Origin of the sequence: Plantactinospora sp. CA-294935 (assembly GCF_050936445.1) — a bacterium.
In the GTDB taxonomy this organism is placed as follows: domain Bacteria; phylum Actinomycetota; class Actinomycetes; order Mycobacteriales; family Micromonosporaceae; genus Plantactinospora.
This window is the reverse complement of record NZ_JBNJMU010000001.1, coordinates 10,281,208-10,306,732: the sequence shown is the minus strand read 5'-3', so window position 1 is coordinate 10,306,732 and position 25,525 is coordinate 10,281,208. Positions and strand designations below refer to the sequence as shown.

General features: G+C 72.5%; 23 protein-coding genes. 14 read left to right on the top strand and 9 right to left on the bottom strand.

All coding sequences use genetic code 11. The annotated features are described in order from the left end of the window. Window positions 1-18 precede the first annotated feature (18 nt). From ACQEVC_RS44670 to ACQEVC_RS44660, 3 genes are read left to right on the top strand one after another with little or no spacing between them, the layout of a single operon-like run. A complete protein-coding gene (locus tag ACQEVC_RS44670) occupies window positions 19-1,524 on the top strand; it encodes a vWA domain-containing protein (protein ID WP_432890651.1) in 1,506 nt (501 codons plus the stop codon). Next, complete coding sequence (locus ACQEVC_RS44665) at window positions 1,524-2,675, top strand: hypothetical protein (RefSeq protein ID WP_432890648.1); 1,152 nt, start codon at window positions 1,524-1,526, stop codon at window positions 2,673-2,675. Before ACQEVC_RS44670 ends, ACQEVC_RS44665 begins: the two co-directional genes overlap by 1 nt. Before the next feature lie 8 nt (window positions 2,676-2,683). Beyond that, a complete protein-coding gene (locus tag ACQEVC_RS44660) occupies window positions 2,684-4,072 on the top strand; it encodes an ABC transporter substrate-binding protein (RefSeq protein ID WP_432890646.1) in 1,389 nt (462 codons plus the stop codon). Between the two features lie 72 nt (window positions 4,073-4,144). Here ACQEVC_RS44660 and ACQEVC_RS44655 read toward each other — a convergent pair whose 3' ends face one another. The 4 genes from ACQEVC_RS44655 to ACQEVC_RS44640 form a co-directional block, all read right to left on the bottom strand. Then, complete coding sequence (locus ACQEVC_RS44655) at window positions 4,145-4,519, bottom strand: hypothetical protein (protein WP_432890644.1); 375 nt, start codon at window positions 4,517-4,519, stop codon at window positions 4,145-4,147. A 505-nt stretch (window positions 4,520-5,024) separates the two neighbouring features. Beyond that, window positions 5,025-5,288 (bottom strand): hypothetical protein, encoded by a 264-nt coding sequence (locus ACQEVC_RS44650; RefSeq protein ID WP_432890641.1) that lies wholly within the window; start codon window positions 5,286-5,288, stop codon window positions 5,025-5,027. Between the two features lie 146 nt (window positions 5,289-5,434). Next, window positions 5,435-5,653, bottom strand: a complete 219-nt coding sequence (locus ACQEVC_RS44645; protein WP_432890639.1) for a winged helix-turn-helix domain-containing protein — start codon at window positions 5,651-5,653, stop codon at window positions 5,435-5,437. 130 nt (window positions 5,654-5,783) lie between these two features. After that, window positions 5,784-6,050: a winged helix-turn-helix domain-containing protein gene (locus ACQEVC_RS44640; RefSeq protein WP_432890636.1), complete on the bottom strand. Its 267-nt coding sequence runs from the start codon at window positions 6,048-6,050 to the stop codon at window positions 5,784-5,786. Window positions 6,051-6,482: 432 nt separating this feature from the next. Here ACQEVC_RS44640 and ACQEVC_RS44635 point away from each other — a divergent pair, with 432 nt between their 5' ends. Continuing rightward, the gene (locus ACQEVC_RS44635; protein WP_432890633.1) at window positions 6,483-6,635 is read left to right on the top strand and encodes a hypothetical protein; all 153 of its coding nucleotides are present in this window, start codon (window positions 6,483-6,485) and stop codon (window positions 6,633-6,635) included. Window positions 6,636-7,561: 926 nt separating this feature from the next. Here ACQEVC_RS44635 and ACQEVC_RS44630 read toward each other — a convergent pair. Next, the gene (locus ACQEVC_RS44630; RefSeq protein ID WP_432890630.1) at window positions 7,562-7,999 is read right to left on the bottom strand and encodes a hypothetical protein; all 438 of its coding nucleotides are present in this window, start codon (window positions 7,997-7,999) and stop codon (window positions 7,562-7,564) included. 19 nt (window positions 8,000-8,018) lie between these two features. Here ACQEVC_RS44630 and ACQEVC_RS44625 point away from each other — a divergent pair, with 19 nt between their 5' ends. Further along, a complete protein-coding gene (locus ACQEVC_RS44625) occupies window positions 8,019-8,834 on the top strand; it encodes a hypothetical protein (RefSeq protein WP_432890628.1) in 816 nt (271 codons plus the stop codon). Window positions 8,835-8,887: 53 nt separating this feature from the next. Continuing rightward, on the top strand, window positions 8,888-10,390 hold the full coding sequence (locus tag ACQEVC_RS44620; protein WP_432890626.1) for a hypothetical protein: 1,503 nt from the start codon (window positions 8,888-8,890) through the stop codon (window positions 10,388-10,390). Here ACQEVC_RS44620 and ACQEVC_RS44615 read toward each other — a convergent pair. From ACQEVC_RS44615 to ACQEVC_RS44605, 3 genes are read right to left on the bottom strand one after another with little or no spacing between them, the layout of a single operon-like run. Beyond that, window positions 10,366-11,304: a hypothetical protein gene (locus ACQEVC_RS44615; protein ID WP_432890623.1), complete on the bottom strand. Its 939-nt coding sequence runs from the start codon at window positions 11,302-11,304 to the stop codon at window positions 10,366-10,368. The two genes, ACQEVC_RS44620 and ACQEVC_RS44615, sit on opposite strands and share 25 nt — an antisense overlap. Continuing rightward, entirely contained in the window at window positions 11,301-11,969 is a 669-nt protein-coding gene (locus ACQEVC_RS44610; protein ID WP_432890620.1) for a hypothetical protein, read from the bottom strand. Before ACQEVC_RS44610 ends, ACQEVC_RS44615 begins: the two co-directional genes overlap by 4 nt. After that, on the bottom strand, window positions 11,966-12,517 hold the full coding sequence (locus ACQEVC_RS44605) for a hypothetical protein (RefSeq protein WP_432890617.1): 552 nt from the start codon (window positions 12,515-12,517) through the stop codon (window positions 11,966-11,968). The genes ACQEVC_RS44610 and ACQEVC_RS44605 overlap by 4 nt, the downstream gene beginning before the upstream one ends. Before the next feature lie 239 nt (window positions 12,518-12,756). Between ACQEVC_RS44605 and ACQEVC_RS44600 the strand changes: the two genes are divergently transcribed. The 7 genes from ACQEVC_RS44600 (at window position 12,757) to dapB (ending at window position 21,831) form a co-directional block, all read left to right on the top strand. Further along, window positions 12,757-14,127 carry an MATE family efflux transporter gene (locus ACQEVC_RS44600; RefSeq protein WP_432890614.1) on the top strand — a complete coding sequence of 457 codons (1,371 nt, stop codon included), beginning with the start codon at window positions 12,757-12,759 and terminating at the stop codon, window positions 14,125-14,127. Window positions 14,128-14,261: 134 nt separating this feature from the next. Beyond that, window positions 14,262-15,155, top strand: a complete 894-nt coding sequence (gene truB / locus ACQEVC_RS44595) for a tRNA pseudouridine(55) synthase TruB (RefSeq protein ID WP_432890611.1) — start codon at window positions 14,262-14,264, stop codon at window positions 15,153-15,155. Window positions 15,156-15,254: 99 nt separating this feature from the next. Then, entirely contained in the window at window positions 15,255-16,199 is a 945-nt protein-coding gene (locus ACQEVC_RS44590) for a bifunctional riboflavin kinase/FAD synthetase (protein WP_432890608.1), read from the top strand. 252 nt (window positions 16,200-16,451) lie between these two features. Further along, entirely contained in the window at window positions 16,452-16,721 is a 270-nt protein-coding gene (rpsO, locus tag ACQEVC_RS44585) for a 30S ribosomal protein S15 (RefSeq protein WP_101370399.1), read from the top strand. Between the two features lie 311 nt (window positions 16,722-17,032). Beyond that, a complete protein-coding gene (locus ACQEVC_RS44580) occupies window positions 17,033-19,420 on the top strand; it encodes a polyribonucleotide nucleotidyltransferase (protein ID WP_432890604.1) in 2,388 nt (795 codons plus the stop codon). A gap of 179 nt (window positions 19,421-19,599) precedes the next feature. Beyond that, a complete protein-coding gene (locus tag ACQEVC_RS44575) occupies window positions 19,600-20,949 on the top strand; it encodes a M16 family metallopeptidase (protein WP_432890601.1) in 1,350 nt (449 codons plus the stop codon). An 84-nt stretch (window positions 20,950-21,033) separates the two neighbouring features. Continuing rightward, the gene (gene dapB / locus ACQEVC_RS44570; protein WP_432892069.1) at window positions 21,034-21,831 is read left to right on the top strand and encodes a 4-hydroxy-tetrahydrodipicolinate reductase; all 798 of its coding nucleotides are present in this window, start codon (window positions 21,034-21,036) and stop codon (window positions 21,829-21,831) included. 360 nt (window positions 21,832-22,191) lie between these two features. Here dapB and ACQEVC_RS44565 read toward each other — a convergent pair whose 3' ends face one another. Further along, window positions 22,192-24,252 carry an amylo-alpha-1,6-glucosidase gene (locus ACQEVC_RS44565; RefSeq protein ID WP_432890599.1) on the bottom strand — a complete coding sequence of 687 codons (2,061 nt, stop codon included), beginning with the start codon at window positions 24,250-24,252 and terminating at the stop codon, window positions 22,192-22,194. Window positions 24,253-24,408: 156 nt separating this feature from the next. Between ACQEVC_RS44565 and ACQEVC_RS44560 the strand changes: the two genes are divergently transcribed. After that, a complete protein-coding gene (locus tag ACQEVC_RS44560) occupies window positions 24,409-25,494 on the top strand; it encodes a substrate-binding domain-containing protein (RefSeq protein ID WP_432890597.1) in 1,086 nt (361 codons plus the stop codon). Window positions 25,495-25,525: the final 31 nt, after the last annotated feature.

The window sequence follows — 25,525 nt, the reverse complement described above, 5'->3', positions numbered from 1 at the left end:
CCGATGGGAGGTGCCGGTGTGACGCCAGGACCCGGCGGGGGCGGCCCGCCACACGCCTTCGGGCTGGAGGTCGTGCAGAACCCGTACCGGTCGACCTCGGACACCGGGATGGCGGTCGTGCTCAGGGTGACGGCGCGGTCCCCGGCCGAGGCGGCGCCGGCGCCGAGTTCGGCCGGGGTGGTGGTGCTGGTCGACTGCTCCAGTTCGATGGGCTATCCGCAGGCCAAGATGACGGCGGCGAAGCAGGCCACCCGGGCGGCGATCGACACCATCCGGGACGGCAGCAGCTTCGCCATCGTCGCCGGCACCGACACCGCCCGGATGGTCTACCCCGAACGAGCGACGACGGCGGTCGCCAGCGACAGCACCAGGGCGGCGGCGAAGCGGGCCACCGGGCACCTCTACGCCGGCGGCGGTACCGCGATGGGGGGCTGGCTGCGGCTGGCGGACCAACTGCTGGCGCCGTACCCGGATCTGGTGCGGCACGTCATCCTGCTGACCGACGGCCGCAACGAGCACGAGACTCCGGAACAGCTCGAAGAGGTGCTGACCGGCTGCGCGGGCAACTTCGTCTGCGACGCCCGGGGCATCGGCGAGGACTGGGACCACCGGCAGTTGCTGCGGATCGCCTCGGTGCTGCGCGGCACGGCCGAGGCGATCGGGCAGGTCGACGAGCTGGTCGCCGACTTCCGGTCCATCATGGACAGAGCGATGGGCAAGCAGGTGGCCGACCTGCGGATCCGGCTCACCACCGCCCCCGGCGTACGGGTCCGGTCGGTACGCCAGGAGACCCCGACGCTGGCCGACCTCACCGAGCACGCGACCGTGCTGGACGACCGGACCACCGAGTTCTACACCGGCTCCTGGACCGGCGACGAGAGCCGCGACTTCCTGGTGGACCTGGCGATCGGCTACGGGTCGAACGGTGACCGTCCGCCGCTGGAGGAGGAGGTCCGGGCGGCCCGGGTGGACCTGCTGATGGCGGGCGAGCGGTGCGCCGACCCATGGCCGATCGTGCTGCGCTGGACGGACGACCCGGTGGCGCCGACCCGGATCGAGCCGCTGGTCGCGCGGCACCTGGGGCAGGAGGAACTGGGCGACGCCGTGGCCGCCGGCTGCGACGCCCTGGAGGCCGGGGACCGGCAGACCGCCGAGGCGCAGCTCGGGCTCGCCGTCGGGCTGGCGGAGCGGCTCGGCAACACCGAGGTACTGCACCGGCTGGCCGGTCTGGTGGAGATCACCGGCGACTCCGACCGGCCGGTACGGCTGAAGGCGGACTGGACCAGGAGTGCACTGCTGCGGGTCGCGGTCAGCTCGGTGATGGTCGGGGGCGTGGAGCCACCGTGGGCCGCCCGCCGGCCCCGGCCCTCGCCGCAGTCTCCGCTGGCACCCGAGCCGGCGCCGGGGACCGGTGCCGCCGACCAGGTCTGTCCCTGCGGGCGGATCTCGCCGCCGGAGGCCATGGTGTGCGACGCGTGCCGCCGCCCGTTCCGCGAGCCGGCGGCCGGTGGCGAGGGGACCTGATGACGGCGGAGCTGGCGACGAGCAGTCCGGTGCGGCCGAGCACGACCCGGCGTACGCTGCTGCGGCTGCTCGGCTGCCTGCTCGGCGCGACCGTGCTGGTGCTGACCAGCTCGCTCGCCGTGGTCTGGGGCACCCACCGCACGGCAGAGACGGTACGCACCCGGAGCCTGCCCGCGGTGATGGAGCTGGCCGCGGTGCGTACCGCCCTGGTCCGGGCCGACACCGCGGCGATCACCAGCTTCCAGACCCGGCAGGCCGGACTCGTCGGGCCGGGCGAGGAATACCAGAACCAGATCGCCGCCGCCAGCCAGAGCCTGGCGCAGGCCGCCGAGGACATCGGCTCCGGCGACACCAGCAGCCGGCAGATCCAGGTCGTGGAAGGGCTGCTGGTCACGTACATCGGCCTGATGGGGCGGGCGGACGCGCACTACCGGCAGAGCGGGCCGAGTGGCCTGGCCACCGCCTACGCCTGGTACGCCTCCCGGCTGCTGCACTCCGACGGCGGAATCCTCGCCCAGCTCGACACACTGCTGGCGGCGGAGACCGAGACGCTGGAGGCGCGGCTCTCGTCCGGGTGGCTGGCCCCCGGTACGACGCTGGTCTGGGTGCTGCCGGCGCTGCTCCTGCTGTACCTGCTCGTCCGTGCGCAGCTCTTCCTCCGCCGACGGTTCCGCCGGGCGGTCAACTGGGGCCTCGTCGCCGCCACGGTGCTGCTCGTCGCGCTCGCCGTCGGTACGTCGTTCGCGCTGGTTTCGAAGGAGCAGCTCGCCGACGCCCACGCGGAGCTGTCGGAGGTCCGCCGGCTGTCGGCGGAGCAGGCCGCCGGAGCCAATCACGAGGGCATCACTGCGCTCGACGGACTCCTCGCGGGCTTCTGCTCGCGGGCGGACGGATGCGAGGTGAGCAGCGACGTGTTCCGCGGCCCCGGAGCCCGGTCTCCGGCCGCGCCGCCGTCTCCGGCCGTGTCCGCGAGGCCGATGGCAGACCGCGACGTGCTGCGCCGCGCTGAGGAGGTCGACGACCAGGCGGCGTTGGCCACCGGCGCGACCTCCGGCGCGTTCGTCGTACTGCTGCTGGCGTCGCCGATCGCGCTCTTCGTCTGGTGGGGGCTGCGGCCACGCATCGAGGAATACCGGTACCGGTCGAGATGAGACTCTCCATGCGACGCAAGCTTGCCGTGCTGGCCCTGTTGCCGGTGTTGGTCGTCGGGTTGGGCCTGGGCGGCTGCCTGGGACAGCGCGACGAGGAGTCGGTGACGGTGCTCGCCTCCTGGACCGGCGCCGAGGAGGAGAGCTTCCGGGCCGTGCTGGACGCGTTCACCGACCGGTACGGCGTCGAGGTCGACTACCGGGGCACCCGGGCCGTACGCCAGATTCTTCTCGCCGAGGTGCAGAAGGGCACCGCGCCGGACGTCGCGGTGCTGCCGACCCTGAGCGAGATGGCGGCGTACCTCCGACGGGGAGTGCTCCGACCGCTCGACGGCGACCCCGCGTCGTCGATGAGTCCGCAGTGGCGCAGGCTGGCCCAACTGAACGCGGGCGGCGGGCTGGACGTGGTGCCGATCAAGGCCGACCTGAAAAGCCTCGTCTGGTACCTGCCGGAACGGGCGCCGTTCGGCCCGGTGGGACCGCCGCGGAGCTGGGAGGTGCTGGTCGAGACCAGCCGGTCACTGGCGGCGGCGGGGAGGACGCCGTGGTGTCTGGGTATGAGTGCCACCCCGGGCTCCGGGTGGCCGGGGACGGACTGGATAGAGGACATCCTGCTGCACCGCTCCGGTGCGGCCACCTACGACGCCTGGTCGGCCGGTCGGCTCGGCTGGAACTCACCGGAGGTACGGGCGGCCTGGATGGAGTGGGGGCGGCTGGTCGACCATCCGGGGATGGTCCGGGGCGGTAGCGCCGCAGCCCTGTTGACCGAGTTCACCGACGCAGGCAAGCCGATGTTCACCAGGCAGCCCGGTTGTCTCCTCGAACACCAGGCATCGTTCGTGATCGGCATGCGGGCGGGCTACCCCGACGACGAGCCGGGCGGTGTCATCCAGGCGGCGGATGTCCGAGGCGCGGACTACTTTCCCTTCCCGACCTTTGGCGGGGCGGACCCCGGCGCGGAAGGCCGGGACGGCTCGGTGGTGTCGGCCGACTTCGCCGGCCTGTTCAGCGACAAGCCGGTGGCCCGGCGCCTGGTCGAGTTCCTGGCCACGGACCAGGCCCAGCGGATCTGGCAGGACAGCAGCGCCGGCAGCTTCTTCTCGGTCAACCGGGAGGTGCGGCCGAGCGCCCCGGACGAGCCGGCGTTCGCCAACCGGCCGGACCGACGGCCCGAGGTGAGCGAAAGGGTCGCGGAGACGCTGACGGCGAGCCAGCGTCCGCTGTGCCTGGACGCCTCGGACGTGATGCCGAGCGCGCTGGCGAACGCGTTCCAGCACGCCGTACTGGAGTTTCTGCACGATCCGGACCGGCTCGGCTCCCTGTTGGCCGATCTCGAACGGCTCCGCGCCTCCATCGGGCCGGACGAGTGGCTGCCGGGCGCGTGCAGCGGCCCGGAGTAGTGAGAGAACCGCGCTCAGGTGTGAGCCGTTCCGGGCTCTTGAACAAGGCAACCAGGAGTGTGGTACCGGCCGTTACGCCTGGTTCTGCCACTGCGCGGCGAGCGCTTCGGCCTGAAGCAAGAAGTCGTCCAGTTCCTGTCGAGACAGATTCTCGTCGGAGACGAGCTTGAACAGTAGTTGCCCCTCGATCTCGGTGATGGTGCCGACGTCAAGACGGTCGACAGTCTCCGCCACTCCGGGTGAATCCATGTCGAGCGTGGCGCAGATCAGCGCCTCGGCCTCCTTCGCCGGGAGGTCACGGCCCTCGGAGAGGAAGGTCCGGGTCTCCGCGACGAATCTGATGATGTCGTCCAGGTCCTTGTTCTGCCCGAACCGGCGCTGTACGGCGAGATTGAAGGCGAATCCGATGATCGCGGCCGGGCGGACAGCTGCGGTCCGGCCGAGCAACTTCCCGGAGCCTGCCTGGCTTCCTCCTCTGCGCGCTTGGCAGTGGCCGCGACCTCGTCGATCATCCCAATGACGGTGCGGAACCCCGCCACGACATCACCGACGGAGGTGTCGGCCATCAGAGCCTCGACGTGTAGTTGTGCGCGGATTCCGCGCCAGATCGCAGTAGTTCGGTTACCCGCGACGATTCTCGCAACGCCTCTTTGAGCCTCGCCATGCCCGCCTCGATCTCCCCGTGTGCACTGAACCTTTTTCAACCTGAACCGCGCGGCGCTCACACACCGCGTCCGACCTCGCGCTCCGACGGACCGCAAGGGGAGGTTGAAAAAGGTTCAGTGTCGTGGGCGGTCCCGGCGGCTAAGGAGCGTGCTTCTTCGGCCCGACCCTGGACCCCCTGCATCAAGGCACTGCAATCTTTGGCTGCCCGTTCGCCTTGTCCGATGGTTGCCTTGACCCGAGTGATGTCCATCTGGCTTGTCCCGAGTCGCTTGCCGAGCCGATGGAATCAGCCGAGGACGGTGGCGTATTCGCGGGCTGCGGCGGCGCTGCCCTGGATCATGGTCGCGGCCTCCGTGAGACGCCGCCTGGTCTGCTCGGCACGGTTGATGGCCTCGGCGATCTTCGGGTGGCCGGTGCCGGCGGCAACGGATCGGAGCCGGGCGAGGACCTGTTCGGTGTTCTCGATGGCGGAGCGGATCTGATTGAGGGTGCTGTTGCCCTGGTCAGCAGCCTGAGCAAGTGCGGCTTTGACTTCCTCAATGCTGGCCATCGCGATCCTCCCCGGTTACCGGCGCCGCTCCACCAGCACAGGTGGGCCTCGTTCGCCGTCACAGTTGCGTGGTCGACCGAACACTATCCGAGAGGGGTGGATGGCGCAGCCCCGACGGGTCGCCGTCCGACAGGTTGTCGGGTTAGCTACTCCGACTTGGTTACGAAGACTCCCTTGCCCTGATGGCCGTAGACCAGACCCTCGGACTTGAGGAGGACGATCGCCATGTGTACCGCGTTGTTGCCGACGGCGTACTTGGCTTGCAGTTGGGCTGTGGACGGCAGTTGGTCGCCGGGACCCAGCACTCCAGACTTGATCTGTTCGCGCAGGTTGTCGGCGACACGCTGATAGTTCGGCCTGACCACGCATCTCCCTGTGGTAACCCGTCCGATTACGTACTGCCCGGCACTGCAACCACTACGGCGGCGGCCTGATGAGATGTTCTGGTTGCAGACCCCGAACGGAGCGGGCGGCACGGGCCAGCTGTCAGCTTTCCTAGATTTCCACGCTTGGGTCGTCATCGTCCTCGGGAAGCAGCCACTTGTCGCTGGGTTCGACGAACGTCCCCTTGCCTTGGTGGCGACGTACGAGACGCCGAGCTTCGAGGCGTACAAGCACCATCTTGATCGTCGTTGCTCCGACGGAATACCGCTCCGTCATCTCGGCGATCGTGGGCAGCTTGTCTCCGGGCTTCAGCCGCCCTTCGACGATGGCGGTCGCATAGGCGTTTGAAATCCGAACGTAGTCCGGCTGTGTAGGCATGTGGGCGCTCCTTGCATGGCACCCCGATTTGATCACGAAGAGCGAGATCCCGACAAGCATTCGTTGACATAGGCGCCTACTGCGCCTGAGTTTGGTCGCGAACGCTCCTTGCATGGCACGCGGGGCGTTCGCCTCCCGGTCGGGGCGGCCAGCGCGTACGGGTTGTCCGTCCCGACCTCGGGATCGGTCCTGCTCTCGTGTCCACCGCTGTGGCCGAGGCGATGGGCCGTCCACGTCCTGTTGAGTTGACGAGAGGTTGGTGAGGTCGTGCGTCTTTCGCCGCGCCGGCTGTCGAGAGGTGGTTGCCGAACACCGAGGTCGCCGGGCGCCGGTTACCGGTCGGCGCCGTACCGGCCGATGTGGCCGTCGCAGGTGCGGGCTCGCCGGTTCACCCCGGTCCGGTTCGGTCGGTGTGGAGTCGATCCTGCCGAGGTGGCGACGGTCCTGGACCGGATGGCCGGTGACCTGGTCTGGGCATATGCCGAGCTGGTGGGTACCCGGGATCAGAACGCCCAGATCAAGGACGCGTTGCGCCGCCGGCAGTCCCGACAGGTGCCCTCATCGCCCGAGATGGCGAGCCGCTGATGGCCGAGCCGAGCCCGAACCGGTACGTCGTACACGTGCCGTTCGCCGCACCCGACCAGACCGAGGCCCGGCAGTACGCCCGGATGCTCGCCCGTGCCGTCGGCCGGCTGCCGGAGGTGGACGCGGCCGAGGCGACGGTGTCGGCAGAGGACGACCAGGGGGTGCAGTCCCGACTGTTCTGCGACCGGCTCCTCGCTGGTGGTCGCCGGTGCGTGCTGCGGGCCGATCACGAGGTGCCCCTGCGCGGTGGTGGAGTCGGGCCGGTGAGCGGGGTCCCGGTCGTGGTCTGTCGGAGCTGCGGCGGCGTGACCTTCACCCTCGACCAGTGCTCCTGTGTCCGGGGTGGAAACCGGCTCCTGATCGAGGACGACCGGACCTCGGCCGGCGAGCCGTACCGGAACTGTGCGCTCTGTCAGGGCGTCGGCACGGTGGCCCGGCCCTGCCACGGGTGCGGGCAGACCGGCCGGCGTCGTGCCCAGCTCGTGATCAGCGTGGCGAACGTGGACACCGGGGCGGTGGCGTCGGCGAACGTCGTACCCGGGGTAGTGGAGCCGGTGCCGTGGCCCGGCGGTGGAGGGTGGCACCTGCCGCTGGCACCGCTGGTCAGGGAGCTAACGGCGACGGTCGGTGCCGGCTCGTGGCGGGACGTGCGGACGCCGGACGGGAGGCCGGACGGGCCGGTGGTGTTCCTGCCCCGACAGTGGCGGCCGAGCCTGCCGGAGCCGACCCGCCGCGCCCTGGAGGCGGAGGCGATCGCGACCCAGAGCCACCAGCCGTGGCACGTCCTGCTCGGCAGCACCGCCGCCGACCCGCCCCGGGATCTCGCCGCCGACCTGGGCCGCTGGTGCCGACTGGCCGACCTGCTCTATCTCGACCTGGTGGTCGAGGCACGTCCTGCGGGAGCGCGGTCGAGCCGCCCCCGCGCACTACCTGACCGGGCGCGACCGGCCGCCTCCGGAAACGCCGCGTGTCGACCTCGACCAGATCGAACGCCGGATCGTCGCCGACTGCACCGACCTGGCCACCGGCACGCCGACGGCCGGCGCGCAGGCGATCTGGCGGGACGGCCGCTGGTGGCACACCAGCCTGTGGATCGCCGGCACCACCGAGACGTTCGTCGAGCGGAGCACCGGCCAGATCACGTGCCACCAGGCGGTCAGGCTGCGGCGTGGGTGGCAGCCGCCGGCACCGTCCTGGCAGGGCCTGGCCATCGGGTACGTCGAGTGCCGCGACTGCGACCCGCACAGTCGACTCCGCGCCTGTTCCTGCACACTGGCCGGTCGGCCCGCCGACCCCGACTGCCGGGCCTGCGCCGGTTCCGGCCGCAGCCCGTCGCCGATGCCCTGCCGGACCTGCCAGGGCACCCGCCGGATTCACCATGGGGTGAACGTCACCGTCACCGACCTGGACGGTCGGGTCGTACACCTGACCTGGCGGCCCGGCCAACCGGTGCCGGCGCCGCTGGTCGCCAGCCAACCCGGCGGCCGGCCGGTGCACCAACTCCCCGACACCTACCGGCTGGGCAGCTGGGCCGGCAACTTCGGGGTACGCCCGGAGGACCTGACCGAACTCGACGGTGCTGCCAGCCTCGACCAGAATCTCCGGGACGGCGTCGTCACGCTGCCCGACGTCGGGGCGGACCCGCTCACCTGCTATCTGCATCGGGCCGTCGGAGGGCAGCCCGGTGCCCGCCTGCTCGTCGGCGCCACCCGGCCCGAGGTGCCGACCCTGGCCGAACTCGTCCGGCTCGCCGTCGGTCTGGGGCTGGCGCTCACCGTCACGGCCACCGATCACAGCCGCAACGCCGGAGACCCGCGCCTCGTCCAGGGCGACAGTTGGGAGGTCACCGTCGGCCTGCCGGGGTTGCCGGTCGACCCCGCCGCGCCACCCACCCGGAACACCCCGGAGGCCGCGATCGCGTTCTGCCTCGAATACCTCGACCTGATGGTCCTGCGCAGCGTGCCCGACGATCCGACCTTGCCGATCCGGGTACCGCAGGCGCCACGACCAATCACAGTGGACGATTCGGTACCGCTGGTCCGGCAACTCGCCCGGCACCACCCGGGACAGCCGGTCGCCGTGCACTTCGACGGCGTCACCTGCCAGCTCCACCTGCGCGAGCGGGACGGCGTCCGGCACCTGACCACTGCGTCGACCCTGCCCGCCGCACTCACCGAACTCGGCCTGCACTCGGGTTGAGCCCGCTCGTACCGTCCCCTCGCGCCGCCTCCTCCGGCGGTACCCTGTGGCCCGTGATCGGGGGCTCGGACGGGACGGTGCCGGTTCCACCAATGTGGACCCGTGCGCCGCGCCGACGTCGTACGCTCGGCGCGGCGCTGCTGGAGGCCGTCGCCGTAGTCGGCACCTCGCTGCGGTTGCTGGTCCGGCACTGGCCGGTGCTGTTCGCGCTCTACTTCGCCGGCGCGGCGGCCCGGGAGTTCGTCGTACTCGGCGCGGTGCAGGTCAGCAAGATCAACGGTGTGCTGGGGATGCTGGTCGTCGTCCTGGGACCGATCGCCACCCTGACCGCGCTGGTGTTGATGCTGCGCGCCCTGCGCCCGTCCCTGCCGTGGCTCTCGGCCGCGACGACCGAGACGGCGGACATCGACTCGACCGAGGCGCCGGACATCGGAACGACCGAGGCGGCGGGAGTGGCAGAGGCAGGGGAGGTGGGGATCTGGCCGGCGGGTGACACCGGCGGTCGCCCGCCGCGCCGCAAGACACTCCTCGACCACCTGGGCAGTGCGCTCGTGCCGTTCCTCGCCGTATACGCCTCCTGGGGATACCTCCAGGAGGATCTCACCGACTACCTCTACAAGGTCTTCGTCGACACCTACCTCGCCGACGCCGCCATCTTCACCGATCCCGGCCAGGTCGCCGAGAACGCGGACCGTCGCATGCCGCTCGACCTCACCGGCACGGTCCTGGCGGTGGTGGCCGTCGCGGTGGTGCTGCGCTGGCTGCTCGGCAAGTGGCAGGAGCGCTCCCGGATGGGCTGGCTCGGCATCCCCGGCGCCTACGTCGAGGTCATCTGGATCTCCGTCGTCGCCACCACGGTCGCGCAGGCACAGGACCCGCTGCTGCAATGGCTGCAGGAGCGCCGGATCGTGGTCTGGCTGCTGGACGCCTGGAACGCGCTGGTCGACCAACTCGGGCCGCTGTCCGGTCCGGTCCGGGCCGCCGGGGCGTTCCTGGTCGGTGCGGCCGGATCGGTGCAGGTGGCCATCGTCGTACCGCTGGCCTGGCTGGCGGTCGGCGCGGTCGTCTACGGCCACCGGCTCACCCCACCTCCGCCGTCCGAGGCCGACCTGGTGGAACGGGCCGCCCGGCGTTGGCGGGCCCTGCCCCGACCGGTACGCGCGGTCGGTGCGAACCTCGGCGCCGACCTCCGCGAGCGGTTCGGGCCGATGGTGCACAGCCTGCGGCTGATGGCGCGGGCCGGCCTGGCCCCGATGCTCTTCTTCTGCCTGGCCTTCCTGCTGGCCCAGACCGCCCGGGAGTGGCTGTGGGAGGCGGAGCGGATGATCATCGGCGGGCAGGACCTCGAGTCGATCTGGATGCCGCTCTCCGGGCAGCTGACACTGCTCAACGACGCGGTCGGCACCGTGCTGCTGGCCTGCCTGCTCGGCGCCGCCGTCGACCGGGTGCTGCGGATCCAGCCGCCGCCCTCGGCATCCACCACCGGGACGTCGACCGCCGAGACGTCGGCAGGAGATCAGCCCGCCGGGGATCAGCCGACCGGCAGCCGGGCGTAGCGCGGCCGCTGGGTCGCCTTGACGATGCGCAGTGCGACCGGGGCGGCCGGGCGGGGCAGCAGGAAGTACGCCTCCGCCTGCACCGACCGCTGTGCCGGGTCGTCCGCGACACATCGGGTGACCGGCAGCCGCGCACCGCTCAACTCCGGCGGGTTCGCGCTGAACAGCCGCCCGTCGCCGTCCTCGAGATAGGGCAGGCAGCCGATCAGCGCCTCCGGGGTGGAAAGCTCGAACACCAGCGTCGCCCGCCAGACGCGTACGCCCTCCGGCAGGGCGACCGGCCGGCTGCCGCGCGCCGGTACCGAGGGCGCCTCGACCAGCTCGACCAGGCGGATCCGGGCACCGGAGAACTCCACCCACCCGTCGGCTCCGACACCGACCGGTTCGAGGTACTCCGCCCGGGAATAGCGCTCGTAGCCGTCCTTGACGCCCGGTCCGAGGGCCAGGACGAGGGCTGGCAACAGGGCCAGCAGACCCCATCGGTTACGCCGCCACCAGCCGACCTGTCCGGTGCCCGAGTCGCCGGGAGCAGCCGGTGCGGTGGTCACGGGCTCCGAGAACGGGCTCGCGGCCCCCGGGGCGGCGTCAGCGGGGGCTGGCGGAGGGACGGCCGCAGCATTCGGCGGCGCGGCGGGGCTGGGCGGCGGCGTGGTGGCGGCCGGTGATGCGGTGGGGCTGGGCGACGGAGCGGCGGGTGGGCGGGGCGGTTCCGTGGTGGGGGCGGCGGCCGGTGGCGGACCGGGCTCGACCACGGGCAGTACCGCCGTCTCGACCTCGGCGTACCGCAGGATCACCGTCGGCGGGCCGGTCCACGGCGGGGGTGGGGCGAGTGGGTCCCGCCGGGGCGGTACGGGCGGTGCCGGGGCGAGTGCGTCGAGGCCCTGACCGGACGGGACCGGCGGTGGCTGGGTCACGGCGCCACCGCCCGCGCGCTTGCCAGCGGTACCGGTGCCGGAGCATCGGCCCACTCGTCGACCCGCGACCGGTCCACCGTGGGCAGCGGCACCTCGGCCAGGTCGTCCATCCGGATGTCGATCTGCTGCTGGGCGAAGTACGCGGAAAGCCGGGTCGCCGCGTCCCGGGGTACCTCGAAGGCGAGGTCACCCTCGACGGGTATCCCCGGCTGGAGGACCCGGGCGGCACCGACCAGCGACTGGGTGAACCGGGTCGTGGCCCGGAACTCCCGGTCCCGCTGGTCGCGCAGGGCCGCGTACCCGATGCTCGTCGCCTTGTCCCGGGTCGCCAGGCGGACCCGCAGGACGATCCAGACTCCCGCCGTGTCGTACGACTGGCCGCCGTTGGACACCTTCGCGGCGCCGCGGGCGTCCAGCACGGTCGCGTCGAAGACCCGGGTCGACACCGTCTCGCCGAACCTGCCCGCCTGGACGAACGGCCGCTCACGGGCCTCGGCACCGCCGCCGTTGATCGGCCGCCAGTTGGCGATGGCCCCGCCCACGGCCAGCGCCGCCAGGATCAGGGTGCCGGCACCGGCCCGGAGGCTCATCCGCTGCACGCGGCCGGGCGGCGCCCGGTGACTGCCGACGGAGTCCGGATCCGGGTGCTGGGCCGGTACGGTCATCCGGCCCTCCGGTCCTGCACCGGCACCTCGACCTCGGCCCGGCGCTCGGGGTCGAGCCACTCCCAGGTGTCACCGATGGTGTCGAGGCGGCGCGTCGTCCCCCAGACCTGCACCTTCACGCTCTTCGGCGCGGGGGTGCTGTCGTCCTGCTCCCAGAGGAACGCGAGCCGTTCGGGCAGGCCGGGATTGAGGTAGGTCGGCTTGCTCCCGTCGCGTACCAGCCGGACCTGGCTCGGCCGCTCCTCGGCGATCCCGGCCACACCGCTCAGCCGGATCGCGTCGTCGAAGTCGGCACGGCTCTCGTCGGCGGTGTTCTCGATCGTCGCCAATACCGTGAACCAGCGCTTGCCGTCGCGGAGGTAGAGCGTCGGCAGCTTGCCGACCAGCCGGCCGCCGGTCACCGTGACGCTCCACGGCCCGCCGTCGACCGCCTTGCCGACCGCGACCGTCGGTACGTCGGGCTTGGCCACCGTCTCCAAGCCGCCGAACAGGCCCGAGGCGGCGAGCCCGGCCACCCCGGTGCCGAGCCCCAACCAGCGCAGTGGCACCGCCAACAGTCGGGCAGCCAGTCCCGATCGGCCCGCTCCCGGCCCCCCACCGTGGTTCGACACGGTTCCGGAGCATAGGCACTGGTCGCTGATCGGGCCAGTGCGGCGCGGTCGGTCCCAGGGGATGGGCGCACGGACGGGGCAGCTCGACAACGCGGCCCGGAAGGTCCCCCGGCCAGGAATGGTAAGCGTCGGGTAGCCTTGCGTTCCTTACAACTGTCGTGCCAGGATCGTTCGCGATGAGCCAGCCCACCGTCCCCACCTCGCAGGCCGCCCCGCCGCCGGAGGCCGTCCCGACGTCGAGAGCGGTCGACGCGTCCGCGCGGCGGATCCTCGGACTTGCCCTGCCCGCGCTGGTGGTGCTGGCCGCCGAGCCGCTCTACGTGCTGGTCGACACCGCCGTGCTCGGGCACCTCGGGTCGGTGCCGCTCGCCGCGCTCGCCGTCGGCGGCCCGGTGATGACCCTGGTCGTCTGGATCGGCACCGTCACCGCGTACGGCACCACCGGGCGGGCGGCCCGCCGGTTCGGGTACGGCGACCGGGCCGCCGCCGTCGCCGAGGGCGTCCAGTCGTCCTGGCTCGCCCTCGCCGCCGGCCTGCTGCTGGCGGTCGCCATGCAGTTCGCGGCCGGCCCGCTGGCGCGTACCGTCGCGGGTGGTGGCGTCCCCGAGGTGGCCGACGGCGCGGCACTTTGGCTGCGGATCGCGGCGATCGGCGCCCCCGGGCTGCTGCTCGCGGCGGCCGGCAACGGTTGGATGCGCGGCGTGCAGGACACCCGCCGGCCGCTCTGGTTCGTGCTCGGGCCGAACCTGCTCTCCGCGCTGCTCTGCCCGCTGCTGGTCTATCCGGCCGGGCTCGGCCTGGCCGGCTCGGCGATCGCGAACGCGGTCGCGCAGACCCTCTCCGGGGTGCTCTTCGTGGCCGCGCTGGTCGCCGAGCGGGTGCCGCTGGCGCCCCGGCCCCGGGTGATCGGCCGGCAACTCGTGCTCAGCCGGGACCTGCTGATCCGGGGCGCCGCCTTCCAGGCCAGTTTCCTCTCCGCGACCACCGTGGCGGCCCGGTTCGGGGTGGCCGCCGTCGGGGCACACCAGATCGCCCTGCAACTCTGGTTCTTCACCGCGCTGCTGCTCGACGCGCTGGCCATCGCCGCCCAGGCGCTGGTCGGGGCGGCGCTCGGGGCCGGCGACGGGGCCAGCGCCCGGCTGCTGGGCCGGCGGATCGCGATCTACGGCGGCATCAGCGGCGTCGCCTTCGCGATCATCATCGGCGCCGGTGCCGGGATCGTGCCGAGCTGGTTCAGCGACGATCCGCAGGTACGCGAGCAGGCAATGGTCGCCTGGCCGTGGTTCGTCGGGATGCAGCCGCTGGCCGGTGTCGTCTTCGCGCTCGACGGGGTGCTGATCGGCGCCGGTGACGTCCGGTTCCTGCGCAACCTGACCGTGGTCAGCGGGTTCGGGGTCTTCCTGCCGGCGATCTGGGTCACCTTCGCCCTCGATCTCGGCCTCGGCGGCATCTGGGCCGGGCTCACCCTCTTCATCGTGGCCCGGCTGGTCGGACTGCTGCTCCGGATGCGCTCCGGCCGCTGGGCGGTACTCGGCGCGTCCCGCTGACGCGGTACGTGATATTCGGCGGGTCCCGCTGGCCCGGTACGTGATATTCGGCGGGTCCCGCTGGCGCCGTGCCCGGCGCCACGCGCCGATGCCCGCCGACGGTTCGCCGCCGGCCTCTGGCACGCTGGTATCCCGTGAGCAGTGACGGTCTGATCGTGGTCGACAAGCCCGGCGGCATGACGTCGCACGACGTGGTGGCCCGGATCCGCCGGCTGGCCCGGACCCGCCGGGTCGGGCACGGCGGCACGCTGGATCCGATGGCCACCGGGGTGTTGGTGATCGGGGTCGGCAGGGCGACCCGGTTGCTGACGTACGTGATCGGGGCCGGCAAGAGCTACACCGCGACGATCCGGCTCGGCCAGTCGACGGTGACCGATGACGCGGAGGGCGAGGTGGTCGGCACCGCCGACGCCGCCGGGGTCACCGAGGAGGCGGTACGCGCCGCGGTGCTGCCGCTGACCGGCGAGATCGACCAGGTGCCGAGCGCGGTCAGCGCGATCAAGATCGACGGACAGCGGGCCTATAAGCGAGTACGCGACGGCGAGGCGGTCGAGTTGGCCGCGCGTCGGGTCACCGTCTCCCGCTTCGACGTGCGCGACTTTCGTCGGGACACCGTCGACGGGGCGGCCGTGCTGGACGTGGACGTGGCGGTGGACTGCTCGTCCGGGACGTACATCCGGGCGCTGGCCCGGGACCTCGGCACCGCGCTCGGGGTCGGCGGGCACCTGACCGCGCTGCGGCGTACCGCCGTGGGCGGGTTCACCCTCTCCGAGGCGGCGACCCTGCCGGAGCTGGAGGAACGCGCCCCGGAGGTGGTCAACCTGACCGTCGAGGCGGCGGCCCGGCGGTTCTTCCCGCAGCGCCAGGCCAGCGCCGACGAGGCGAAGGTGCTCTCGCACGGCGGCCCGCTCGACCCGGCCGGCATCACCGGGCCGTACGCGGTCTTCGATCCGGCGGGCGGGCTGATCGCTATCGTCAGCGACCGGGACGGCCGGGCCCGGGCGGAGATCGTGCTCGCCCCGGCCTGACGGCGCGGCGAAGGGGCGGCGGAGGCGGCGAAGGGGCAGCGGAGGCAGGACAGGCAAGGCGCAGGGCAGGGCAGGTAAGGAAGGGAAAAGGGGACCAGCATGCAGCGGTGGCGGGGGTACCACGGGGCGCCGGTCGGCTGGGGCCGGTCGGTGGTCACGATCGGGGTCTTCGACGGGATACACCAGGGACACCAGGCGATCATCGGGCACGCCGTGAAGCGCGCCCGGGACATGGGCGTGCAGTCGGTGGTGGTCACCTTCGACCCGCACCCGGCCGAGGTGGTCCGGGCCGGTTCACACCCGGCGGTTCTGACCGAACCAGCCCGCAAGGCGGAGCTGATCGAGGCACTCGGGGTGGACGTACTCTGCGTGGTGCCGTTCACCCCGGACTTCTCCCGGCTGTCGCCGGAGGCGTTCGTGCACGACGTACTGGTCGAGCAGTTGCACGCCGCGCTGGTGGTGGTGGGGGAGAACTTCCGGTTCGGCCACCGGGCGGCCGGCGACGTGGCGCTGCTGGAGCGGCTTGGCCGCACCTTCGGCTTCGGCGTGGAGGGAGCGCCGCTGGTCGCCGACGCGGACACGGTCTTCTCGTCCACCTACATCCGGGCCTGCGTCGCCGCCGGTGACGTGACCGCCGCGGCGGCGGCGCTGGGCCGGCCGCACCGGGTGGAGGGTGTGGTGGTCCGGGGCGACCAGCGGGGGCGGGAGATCGGGTTCCCGACCGCCAACCTGCTCTGCCACCGGTACGCGGCGGTGCCGGCGGACGGCATCTACGCGGCCTGGCTGATCCGGCGGGGCGGCCGGGCGGGACAGGGCGCCGAGCGGCTCCCCGCCGCCGTGTCGATTGGCACAAATCCGACATTCTCTGGGCGGGAGCGCCGGGTCGAGGCGTACGTGCTGGACTTCTCGGGCGATCTGTACGGGGAACGCCTCGCCCTGGACTTCGTGGCGTACCTGCGGGAGATGCGCAGCTACGACGGCATCGAGCCGCTGGTGGCGCAGATCCGGGCCGACGTCGAGCAGACCCGCCAGGTACTCGGCTGACGGGCCGGGGAGCCGGCACTCCCCGTCCGGAAGGCCGACCGCTCTGACCAGGGCAGACTCCCCCGGTCGGGCGGCTCGCCCAGGTCGGGCGTGCCCTTGACTCGGCCGGACCGGAGCAGGCTGGTAACCTGACGAGGACGTCGGGTTACCGACGTGGCCTCGCGTGCCTGCACGACGCCGCGGGTGCGGGGTCGCCCCGGCCCGGTCCACCGACCGGCCCGGGCGGAGACGACAATCCAGGAACAGGGAGACATGGCGCTCGACCAGGAAAGCAAGGCCAAGATCCGCCAGGAGTACGCGACCGCCGAGGGTGACACCGGTTCGCCCGAGGTGCAGGTGGCGGTGCTGACCAAGCGGATCGCCGACCTCACCGAGCACCTCAAGGTGCACAAGCACGACCACCACAGCCGTCGTGGTCTGCTGCTGCTGGTGGGTCGCCGTCGACGGCTGCTCAACTACATGCAGAAGAAGGACATCAGCCGCTACCGGTCGCTCATCGAGCGACTCGGTCTGCGGCGGTGAGCTGAGCGGGGGAGCGGCCGTCCCGGTGCCGTCCCGGCGAGACGACGTCGCCGACGGCACCGACGGGCAGCCGCTCCACCCGCCCACCTCGCCACACCCGTAACCAGGGGCCAGCGCGACCACCCGATGGGGAGCCGGTCGACGCACCGGTCCTCGGTAGTGGCCCCCGGGCCGGCCGGCACTCCCGGCGCCCCGGGCGCTTCGATCGAAGACCGGTTGTCTGGGCAGCTCCTCTGGCCACGGTCTCGCACCGGTGGATACCGGCGCGGAGGGCAGTCGCGGGCCCCCGATCGAAGGAGTGCTACCGCACCATGACCGAAACGACCAACCCCAACAGCAGCACGCTGGGCACCCAGCACCGCACCGCCGTGATCGACAACGGGTCCTTCGGCACCCGCGAGATCACCTTCTCCGCCGGAAGGCTGGCCCGACAGGCCGCCGGCTCCGTCCTCGCCCAGCTCGGCGAGACCGTGGTCCTCTCCGCGACCACCGCGAGCAAGCACCCGAAGGAGCAGTTCGACTTCTTCCCGCTCACCGTCGACGTCGAGGAGCGGATGTACGCGGCGGGCCGGATCCCCGGCTCGTTCTTCCGCCGCGAGGGGCGGCCCAGCGAGGACGCCATCCTCACCTGCCGGCTGATCGACCGGCCGCTGCGCCCGTCCTTCGTCAAGGGACTGCGTAACGAGGTCCAGGTCGTCGAGACCGTGCTGGCGCTCGACCCGCAGCACCCGTACGACGTCGTGGCGATCAACGCCGCGTCGCTCTCCACCAAGCTCTCCGGCCTGCCGTTCTCCGGCCCGATCGGGGCGACCCGGATGGCGCACGTCGACGGCCAGTGGGTCGCCTTCCCGACCATCGAGGAGCTGGCCCGGGCCACCTTCGACATGGTGGTCGCCGGCCGCGCCCTGCCGGACGGCGACGTCGCGATCATGATGGTCGAGGCGGAGGCCACCGAGCACACCGTGGCGCTGGTCGCCGGTGGTGCCCCGGCGCCGACCGAGGAGGTCGTGGCGAGCGGTCTGGAGGCCGCCAAGCCGGCCATCCGGGAGCTGTGCCGGGCGCAGAGCGAGCTGGCCGAGGTCGCGGCCAAGCCGGTCGCCGACTTCCCGGTCTTCCTCGACTACACCGACGACGTCTACGAGGCGGTCGCCGGGGTGGCGCGCGGCGAGGTCGCCGAGGCGCTGAAGATCGCCGGCAAGGCGGAGCGCGAAGAGGCGCTGGAGCGGATCAAGGACCGGGTCGTCGAGCAGCTCGCCCCGAGCTACGAGGGTCGGGAAAAGGAGCTCAGCGCGGCCTTCCGTTCGCTGAACAAGTCCGAGGTACGGGCCAGGGTGCTCCGCGACCAGGTCCGGATGGACGGCCGCGGTGTGCGCGACATCCGGCCGCTGACCGCCGAGATCGCGGTGCTGCCCCGGGTGCACGGCTCGGCGCTCTTCGAGCGCGGCGAGACGCAGATCCTCGGCGTCACCACGCTGAACATGCTCCGGATGGAGCAGGCGCTGGACACCCTCTCTCCGGAGAAGACCAAGCGCTACATGCACAACTACAACTTCCCGCCGTACTCGACCGGTGAGACCGGCCGGGTCGGTGCGCCGAAGCGGCGCGAGATCGGGCACGGCGCGCTGGCCGAGCGGGCGCTGATCCCGGTGCTGCCCAGCCGCGAGGAGTTCCCGTACGCGATCCGCCAGGTCTCCGAGGCGCTCGGCTCGAACGGTTCGACCTCGATGGGGTCGGTCTGCGCCTCCACCCTGGCGCTGCTGAGCGCCGGTGTGCCGCTGAAGGCGCCGGTGGCCGGGATCGCGATGGGCCTGATCTCCGACGAGGTCGACGGCAAGACGCAGTACGTCACGCTGACCGACATCCTCGGCGCCGAGGACGCCTTCGGCGACATGGACTTCAAGGTCGCCGGCACCAGGGACTTCGTCACCGCGCTCCAGCTCGACACCAAGCTCGACGGCATCCCGTCCGACGTGCTGGCGGCGGCGCTGCAGCAGGCGTACGAGGCACGGCAGGTCATTCTCGGCGTGATGCAGAACGCGATCGAGGGCCCGGCCACGATGTCGGACTACGCGCCGCGGGTGACCACGGTGAAGATCCCGGTCGACAAGATCGGCATGGTGATCGGGCCGAAGGGCCAGACCATCAACGCCATCCAGGACGAGACCGGTGCCGAGATCTCGATCGAGGACGACGGCACCATCTACGTCGGCGCGACCAACGGCCCGTCGGCCGAGGCCGCGGTCGAGCGGATCAACGCGATCGCGAACCCGACGCTGCCGAAGGTCGGGGACAAGTTCCTCGGTACGGTGGTCAAGACCGCCGCGTTCGGGGCGTTCATCTCGTTGCTGCCCGGCCGGGACGGCCTGCTGCACATCTCGAAGGTGGGCGACGGCAAGCGGGTCGAGCGGGTCGAGGACTTCCTCAACGTCGGCGACAAGGTCGAGGTGCAGATCGCCGACATCGACGCCCGCGGCAAGATCTACCTGGACAAGGTGCGGCCCGAGGGCGAGGAGGCACCGGACCAGCCGGCCGGCGGCGAGCGTCCGGCCGGCCGGGACCGGGGCGACCGTGGCCCGCGTGACCGCAGCGACCGGGACCGGGGCGACCGTGGCCCGAGCCGGGGCGACCGCGAGGGTGGCGAAGGTGGCGGCGAGGGCGGTGGCGGCGAGCCGCGCCGCCGGCGCAACCGGCACAGCTGATCGATCGCGCCGCGCTGGCCATGCCGCACCTGATCGTGCGGCACGGCCGGCGCGGCGCGCGGCACCACCGCACCGGAATCGGGTACGGGTGCCGCACTGTTCCGGATGCGGCGTCCGCCGCGCCGTCGGCGTACAGGTAGGAGCCAGGTCCCTTGAGTCGGGCGAAACGAGTGTCGGGCGTGGGTGGCGTTCGCGGTGCCTCCGGTCCGGCGGGCCGGGCGGTGACCCGGGTGGTGGACAGCGACCCGCTCGGCGGGACCGTACGCCGTACCGTGCTCCCCAGCGGGCTGCGGGTACTCACCGAGGCGATCCCGACGATGCGGAGCGTCTCGTTCGGCATCTGGGTGGCGGTCGGGTCCCGGGACGAGACCGGGCCGCAGGCCGGCGTCTCGCACTTCCTGGAGCACCTGCTCTTCAAGGGCACCCGCAAGCGCAGCGCGCTGGACATCTCGGCGGCGATCGAGGCGGTGGGCGGTGAGACGAACGCCTTCACCACCAAGGAATACACCTGCTACTACGCGCGGGTGCTCGACCAGGACCTGCCGCTGGCCATCGACGTGATGTGCGACCTGGTCGCCGACTCGGTGCTGGCCGCCGCCGACGTGGAGACCGAGCGCGGGGTGATCCTCGAAGAGATCGCCATGCACGACGACGAGCCCGGCGACGAGGTACACGACCTGCTGGCCAAGGCGGTCTACGGGGACCACCCGCTGGGCCGGCTGATCTCCGGTACCGAGGAGACCATCTCCCCGATGTCCCGGCGGCAGATCCAGAGCTTCTACCGGCGTCGCTACACCGCACCGTCGATCGTGATCGCCGCCGCCGGCAACCTCGAACACACCGAGGTGGTCAAGCTGGTCCGGCAGGCGCTGCACGGCAGCGTACTGGACGGCGAGCCGGCCGCACCGGCCCCGCTGCGCCCGGCCGACACCCGGGTACGGACCAGCCGGCCCGGCAGCGTGGTCGAGCACAAGGAGACCGAGCAGGCGCACGTCGTACTCGGCTGTCCCGGCATCGGCCGACTCGACGACCGGCGGTTCGCGCTCGGGGTACTCAACAACGTGCTCGGCGGCGGCATGTCCAGCCGGCTCTTCCAGGAGATCCGCGAACGGCGCGGCCTGGCCTACTCGGTCTACTCCTACTCCAGTCAGTACGCCGACACCGGCCTCTTCGCGGTCTACGCCGGCTGCGCCCCCGGCAAGGTCGACGAGGTGCTGGAGCTGGTCCGGACCGAACTGGCCCAGGTCGCCGCGCACGGCGTCACCGACGCCGAGCTGGCCCGGGGCAAGGGCATGGCGAAGGGCTCCTACGTGCTCAACCTGGAGGACACCGGTTCCCGGATGAGTCGGCTGGCAAAGGGCGAGCTGCTCTTCGGTGACCTGCTGCCGGTCGACGAGCTGCTGGCCCGGGTCGACGCGGTCAGCGCGGACGAGGTGAACGCTCTCGCGGCCGACCTGCTGGCCCGGCCGATGTCGCTGGCCGTGGTGGGCCCGTTCGGCCCGGACGACTTCCCGGCCGCCGCAGGCTGAATCGTTCGCTCCGGCCGCTTCGCCGGCGGGGGCACCCGGCGGACGTGTCCGCGCGGGTGGGATAAGTTGTGCCGCGTGAGCGACGTGCGTGAACCCCAGGCCGGATCGTCCGCCGAGCCGACGGCCCGGCCGGCGGGAGAGCTGCTGCGGGTCGGTGTGCTGGGTGCCCGCGGCCGGATGGGCGTCGAGGTGTGCCGGGCGGTGGACGCCGCCGACGACCTCGAACTGGTGGCGACGGTCGACGAAGGCGACTCGCTGGGCGGTGCCTCCGGCGCGGGCGCCGAGGTGGTGGTCGACTTCACCAACCCGGACGTGGTGATGGACAACCTGCACTGGTGCATCGAGCAGGGCATCCACGTGGTCGTCGGCACCAGCGGCTTCACCGAGCAGCGGCTCGACCAGGTGCGTACCTGGCTGTCCCACAAGCCCGGGGTGGGCGTGCTGATCGCACCGAACTTCGGCATCGGGGCGGTGCTGATGATGCAGTTCGCGGCCCGGGCAGCCCGCTACTTCGAGTCGGTGGAGATCATCGAGCAGCACCATCCGAAGAAGCTGGACGCGCCGAGCGGCACCGCCGCGCACACCGCACGGTTGATCGCGCAGGCCCGGGCCGACGCCGGCCTGGGCCCCGTGCCGGACGCCACCAAGGACGAGGTGCCGGGTGCACGCGGCGCTGACATCGATGGGGTACGCGTGCACGCGGTCCGGGCCGCCGGCCTGGTCGCGCACCAGGAGGTGCTGTTCGGTACCACCGGTGAGACGTTGACCATCCGGCACGACTCGTACGACCGGGCGTCGTTCATGCCCGGCGTGCTGCTGGCCGTGCGCTCGGTGCCGCGGCGCCCCGGGCTCACCGTCGGCATCGACGCGCTGCTGGACTGAGGCACGACCGGCGACCGGCCGCCGACGGCTGGCGCCGAGGCGCCCGAGCGGGAGGGGTCTGCCGCGCACACTGTCGAGCTGGGTGCACAAGCGGGGCACGTCCGGTGAACCCGGGCAGCGACTCGGCCTGCGGCGCGCGGCGGGGCGGGAGCACAGGCGGGGCGGGAGCACAGGCGGGGCAGCTCGACAGTGCTCGTGTGAGGCATTGTGCAGGTGTCGGAGGTGCCGTCCGGGCGGTGTGTGGGCGCAGGCGGTGGGAACGCCGGCATCGCCGGCCGGGTGGGCGCGTGGACGGGGCAGGTCGACAGTTCCGTCGGTACCGTCATCCGGCCAGGCGCACCACCCGTGGCGAGACAGTCCCTAGCGCTGCCGGGGTGTGGGGACCAGCGCGGTAGGCAGGCCGGAGAGGGTGCCGTGACCGGTGCGGTCGACGGTGACGTCGACCGGGGTGCCGGCGATCCGGAGCCGGCGGGCCGTGATCGCGCCGAACGGCGTACCGGCGAGGGGCCGGAGCTGGACCTGGCCGGCGGGCACGTCGGGGTAGAGCCCGACCGCCGCCTGGAGCAGGACCACGGCGGCCGCCGCGCTCCAGGCCTGGGGACGGCAGGCGGCCGGGTACGGCAGCGGTCGGGCCAGTGCCGCCCGGTCGTCGCCGCTGAACAGCTCGGGGAGCCGGTAGTCGAACGCCTCCGCCGCGCCGAGCAGGCCGTCGGCGAGCCGGGCCGCAGCCGAGGCGTTGCCGCTCGCGGCCAGCCCGCCGATCGCGATGGCGGTGTCGTGGGCCCAGATCGATCCGCAGTGGTAGGAGAGTGGGCTGAACCCGGCGTCCTTGGTCGACATGGTGCGCAGTCCGTAGCCGCCGGCCAGGGTGTCGTCGGCGAGTAGTTCGGCGACCCGGGCAGACTCGGCGGCGTCGAGCAGGCCGGTGCCGAGCAGGTGCCCGAGGTTGCTGGTCAGCGAGTCGACGGGCCGCTTGTCCCGGTCCAGCGCCAGTGCGGGATGGGCGCCGAGTGGCCCGTCCACCCAGAACCTGGCCCGGAACCGGTCGGCGAGCCCGGTCGCGTACGCCCGCCAGCGCTCGCCGCCCGGGCGGTCGAAGGCGTCGAGCAGCGCCGCGCCGTCCAGGGCGGCCCGGTGGGCGTAGCCCTGCACCTCGGCCAGTGCGATGGGGGGCTGGGCGAGGCTGCCGTCGCGGAATCGGATCGAGTCGTGCGAGTCTTTCCAGCCCTGGTTGGCCAGCCCCTGCCCGCTGAGGTCGAGGTATTCCACGAAGCCGTCGCCGTCCGGGTCGGCGTGTTCCGCCAGCCAGCGCAGCGCCGCCTCCAGGTGCGGCAGCAGCGGTACGACCTCCTCGTCGGGCAGGCCCCAGCGCCAGGCGTCATGCAGCAGGCTCACCCAGAGCAGGGTGGCGTCGATGGTGCCGTAGTAGGCGGCGGGCAGCCGCAGGCCGTTGCCGACCGCGACGAACTCGTGCCGGCGCAGCTCATGCATGATCTTGCCGGGCGCCTCGCCGGACCGTTCGTCGACCTGGGTGCCCTGCCGGCGGGCGAGTACCCGCAGGGTGCTGGCGGCCAGCTCGGTGCCGAGCGGCAGCAGCATCCGCGCCGCCCACATGCTGTCCCGGCCGAAAAGGGTGAGGAACCACGGCACCCCGGCGCCGAGGAAGACCTCGTGCGGCGTCTCGGCCTCGGCCAGCCGGAGCGCCCGCAGGTCGTCCAGGGAGCGGTCGAGCAGCCGGGTGAGCCGGGGATCGTCCGCCGACACCTCCGGCCGGGACCAGGCGGGCTCGCGGGGCGGGGTGACCACGACCGCGCGGGGGTCGTCCACCGCCAGTCGCCAGCGCAGCACGACCCGGCCGCGCGGCGGCAGCGCGATCGACCAGCAGAGCCGGCCGGTCTCGGGCTCGGCGTCGGCACCCTCGCCGGTGGCCGTGACGGTGATCCCCTCGGCGGTCCAGCCGAGTTGGCCGGGCTGGCCGGACTTGGCCTCCAACGGGCTGGTCGGCAGCCCCGACTTGACCGTCTCGACCGGGGCCAGGTCGCAACCGAGGTCGAGGGTGGCGGTGGCGTGCACCGGGTCGGCGGCGGTGGAGACGATGTGGATCTCCTCGGTGAGGCCCCGGGGGACGACCCGGCGGATCCGGTCGATCCGTACCGTCGGGTCGGGGCCGTCGTCGCCGAGCCAGCGGGCCAGCGAGACGAAGCGTGCCCCGTGCGGACCGTCCGGGCCGTTGCCGATCGCCTCCAGGTCGCGGCCGTCGAGCCGGAACTCGGCCTGCCGCAGCACCCGGGCGTCGGCGTGGAAGACCCCCTGCACGCCGACGGGTCTGAGCTGTCCGTCCGCCTCGGTCAACATGCTGGTCGGGGCCAGCACGACGCCGACGAGGTCGTGTAACAGCGGTTGGAGGTGCCGGTCGGCCACGAGGAACTCCTGATCCGGGGGTGGTACGCGGTGCCTTGACAGATCGTCGTGCGGGGTGCAAAGTGCGAAACATTCCAGCAACTTGAACGATCCAATAGTGCCCTACTGCTTTTGGATCGTTCAAGAGGGGCGACGAGGGATTCTATGGCGGAAAAAGTGACGATCGCGACAGTGGCCCGCCGGGCGCGGGTCAGTCGGCAGACCGTCTCCAACGTGTTGAACGCCCCGCACATGGTCCGGGAGGAGACCCGGGAACGGGTGCGGGAGGCGATCAGCGCGCTCGGGTACCGGGCCAACCAGGCTGCCCGGCAGATGCGTACCGGCCGGTCCCGGCTGATCGCGGTCCGGATCGAGCCGACCCGGGACGGGGTCAACGGCTCGGTGCTCGACCGTTTCCTGCACGGGCTGACCGAGGCCGCCGAGGCCGCCGGGTACCGGGTGATGCTCTACACCGCGTCCGACTCCCGGGGCGAGATCGACGCGTACGACAGCCTGCTCGGCGCGTACGACCTGGACGCCTTCGTACTCACCGGCACCGAGCACGACGACGCCCGTACCGCGTGGCTGACCGAGCGGGACGTACCGTTCGTGACCTTCGGCCGGCCCTGGGACGACCCGGCGAAGGCGCGGTCGGGCGCGCGTACGGCGATGCCGTCCCCGCACCCGTGGGTCGACGTCGACGGGGCCGACGGGGTCGCGCAGGCGACCCGGCGACTGCTCGACACCGGCCACCGGCGGATCGGCTTCGTCGGCTGGCCCGACGGCTCCGAGGTCGGTGACGACCGGCGGTCCGGCTGGTTCGACACCCTGCGGTCGGCCGGGCTCGACCCGACCGGCCTGGACCGGGCCGCCCCGGACGGGTTCGCCCAGGGTGAGGCGGCGGCCCGGGATCTGCTTGCCGGGGCCGAGCCACCGACCGCGATCGTCTGCGCCAGCGACTCACTGGCCCTCGGCGCGCTCCAGGCCGTCCGGGGACCGGGCGACTGGGCGGCCGGGTCGGACCAGCGACCGCGGGTCGCCGTCACCGGCTTCGACGACACGCCGGTGGCCCGGGCCATCGGGCTGACCAGTGTCAGCCAGCCGCTGGCCCAGGCCGCGGCCTGCTGCGTGGACCTGCTCGCCGACGTACTCGACGGAGGGCTGCGGGCCGGCGCGGCCGGCACCCGCCGGTCGGACCCGGCGGGCGGCGGACCGGGGCAGGTGCTGCTGCGCCCCTCGCTGGTGGTGCGGCAGAGCGGCTGACCGGCCGGCCGCCGGCCGGAGCCGCGGCCGG

Bases quoted from the DNA above. Each gene is read 5' to 3' on its own strand.
- ACQEVC_RS44665 (WP_432890648.1), top strand. From the start codon at position 1,524: ATGACGGCGGAGCTGGCGACGAGCAGTCCGGTGCGGCCGAGCACGACC.
- ACQEVC_RS44660 (WP_432890646.1), top strand. From the start codon at position 2,684: ATGCGACGCAAGCTTGCCGTGCTGGCCCTGTTGCCGGTGTTGGTCGTC.
- ACQEVC_RS44650 (WP_432890641.1), bottom strand. From the start codon at position 5,288: ATGGCCAGCATTGAGGAAGTCAAAGCCGCACTTGCTCAGGCTGCTGAC.
- ACQEVC_RS44640 (WP_432890636.1), bottom strand. From the start codon at position 6,050: ATGCCTACACAGCCGGACTACGTTCGGATTTCAAACGCCTATGCGACC.
- ACQEVC_RS44610 (WP_432890620.1), bottom strand. From the start codon at position 11,969: ATGACCGTACCGGCCCAGCACCCGGATCCGGACTCCGTCGGCAGTCAC.
- ACQEVC_RS44600 (WP_432890614.1), top strand. From the start codon at position 12,757: ATGAGCCAGCCCACCGTCCCCACCTCGCAGGCCGCCCCGCCGCCGGAG.
- ACQEVC_RS44590 (WP_432890608.1), top strand. From the start codon at position 15,255: ATGCAGCGGTGGCGGGGGTACCACGGGGCGCCGGTCGGCTGGGGCCGG.
- rpsO (WP_101370399.1), top strand. From the start codon at position 16,452: ATGGCGCTCGACCAGGAAAGCAAGGCCAAGATCCGCCAGGAGTACGCG.
- ACQEVC_RS44580 (WP_432890604.1), top strand. From the start codon at position 17,033: ATGACCGAAACGACCAACCCCAACAGCAGCACGCTGGGCACCCAGCAC.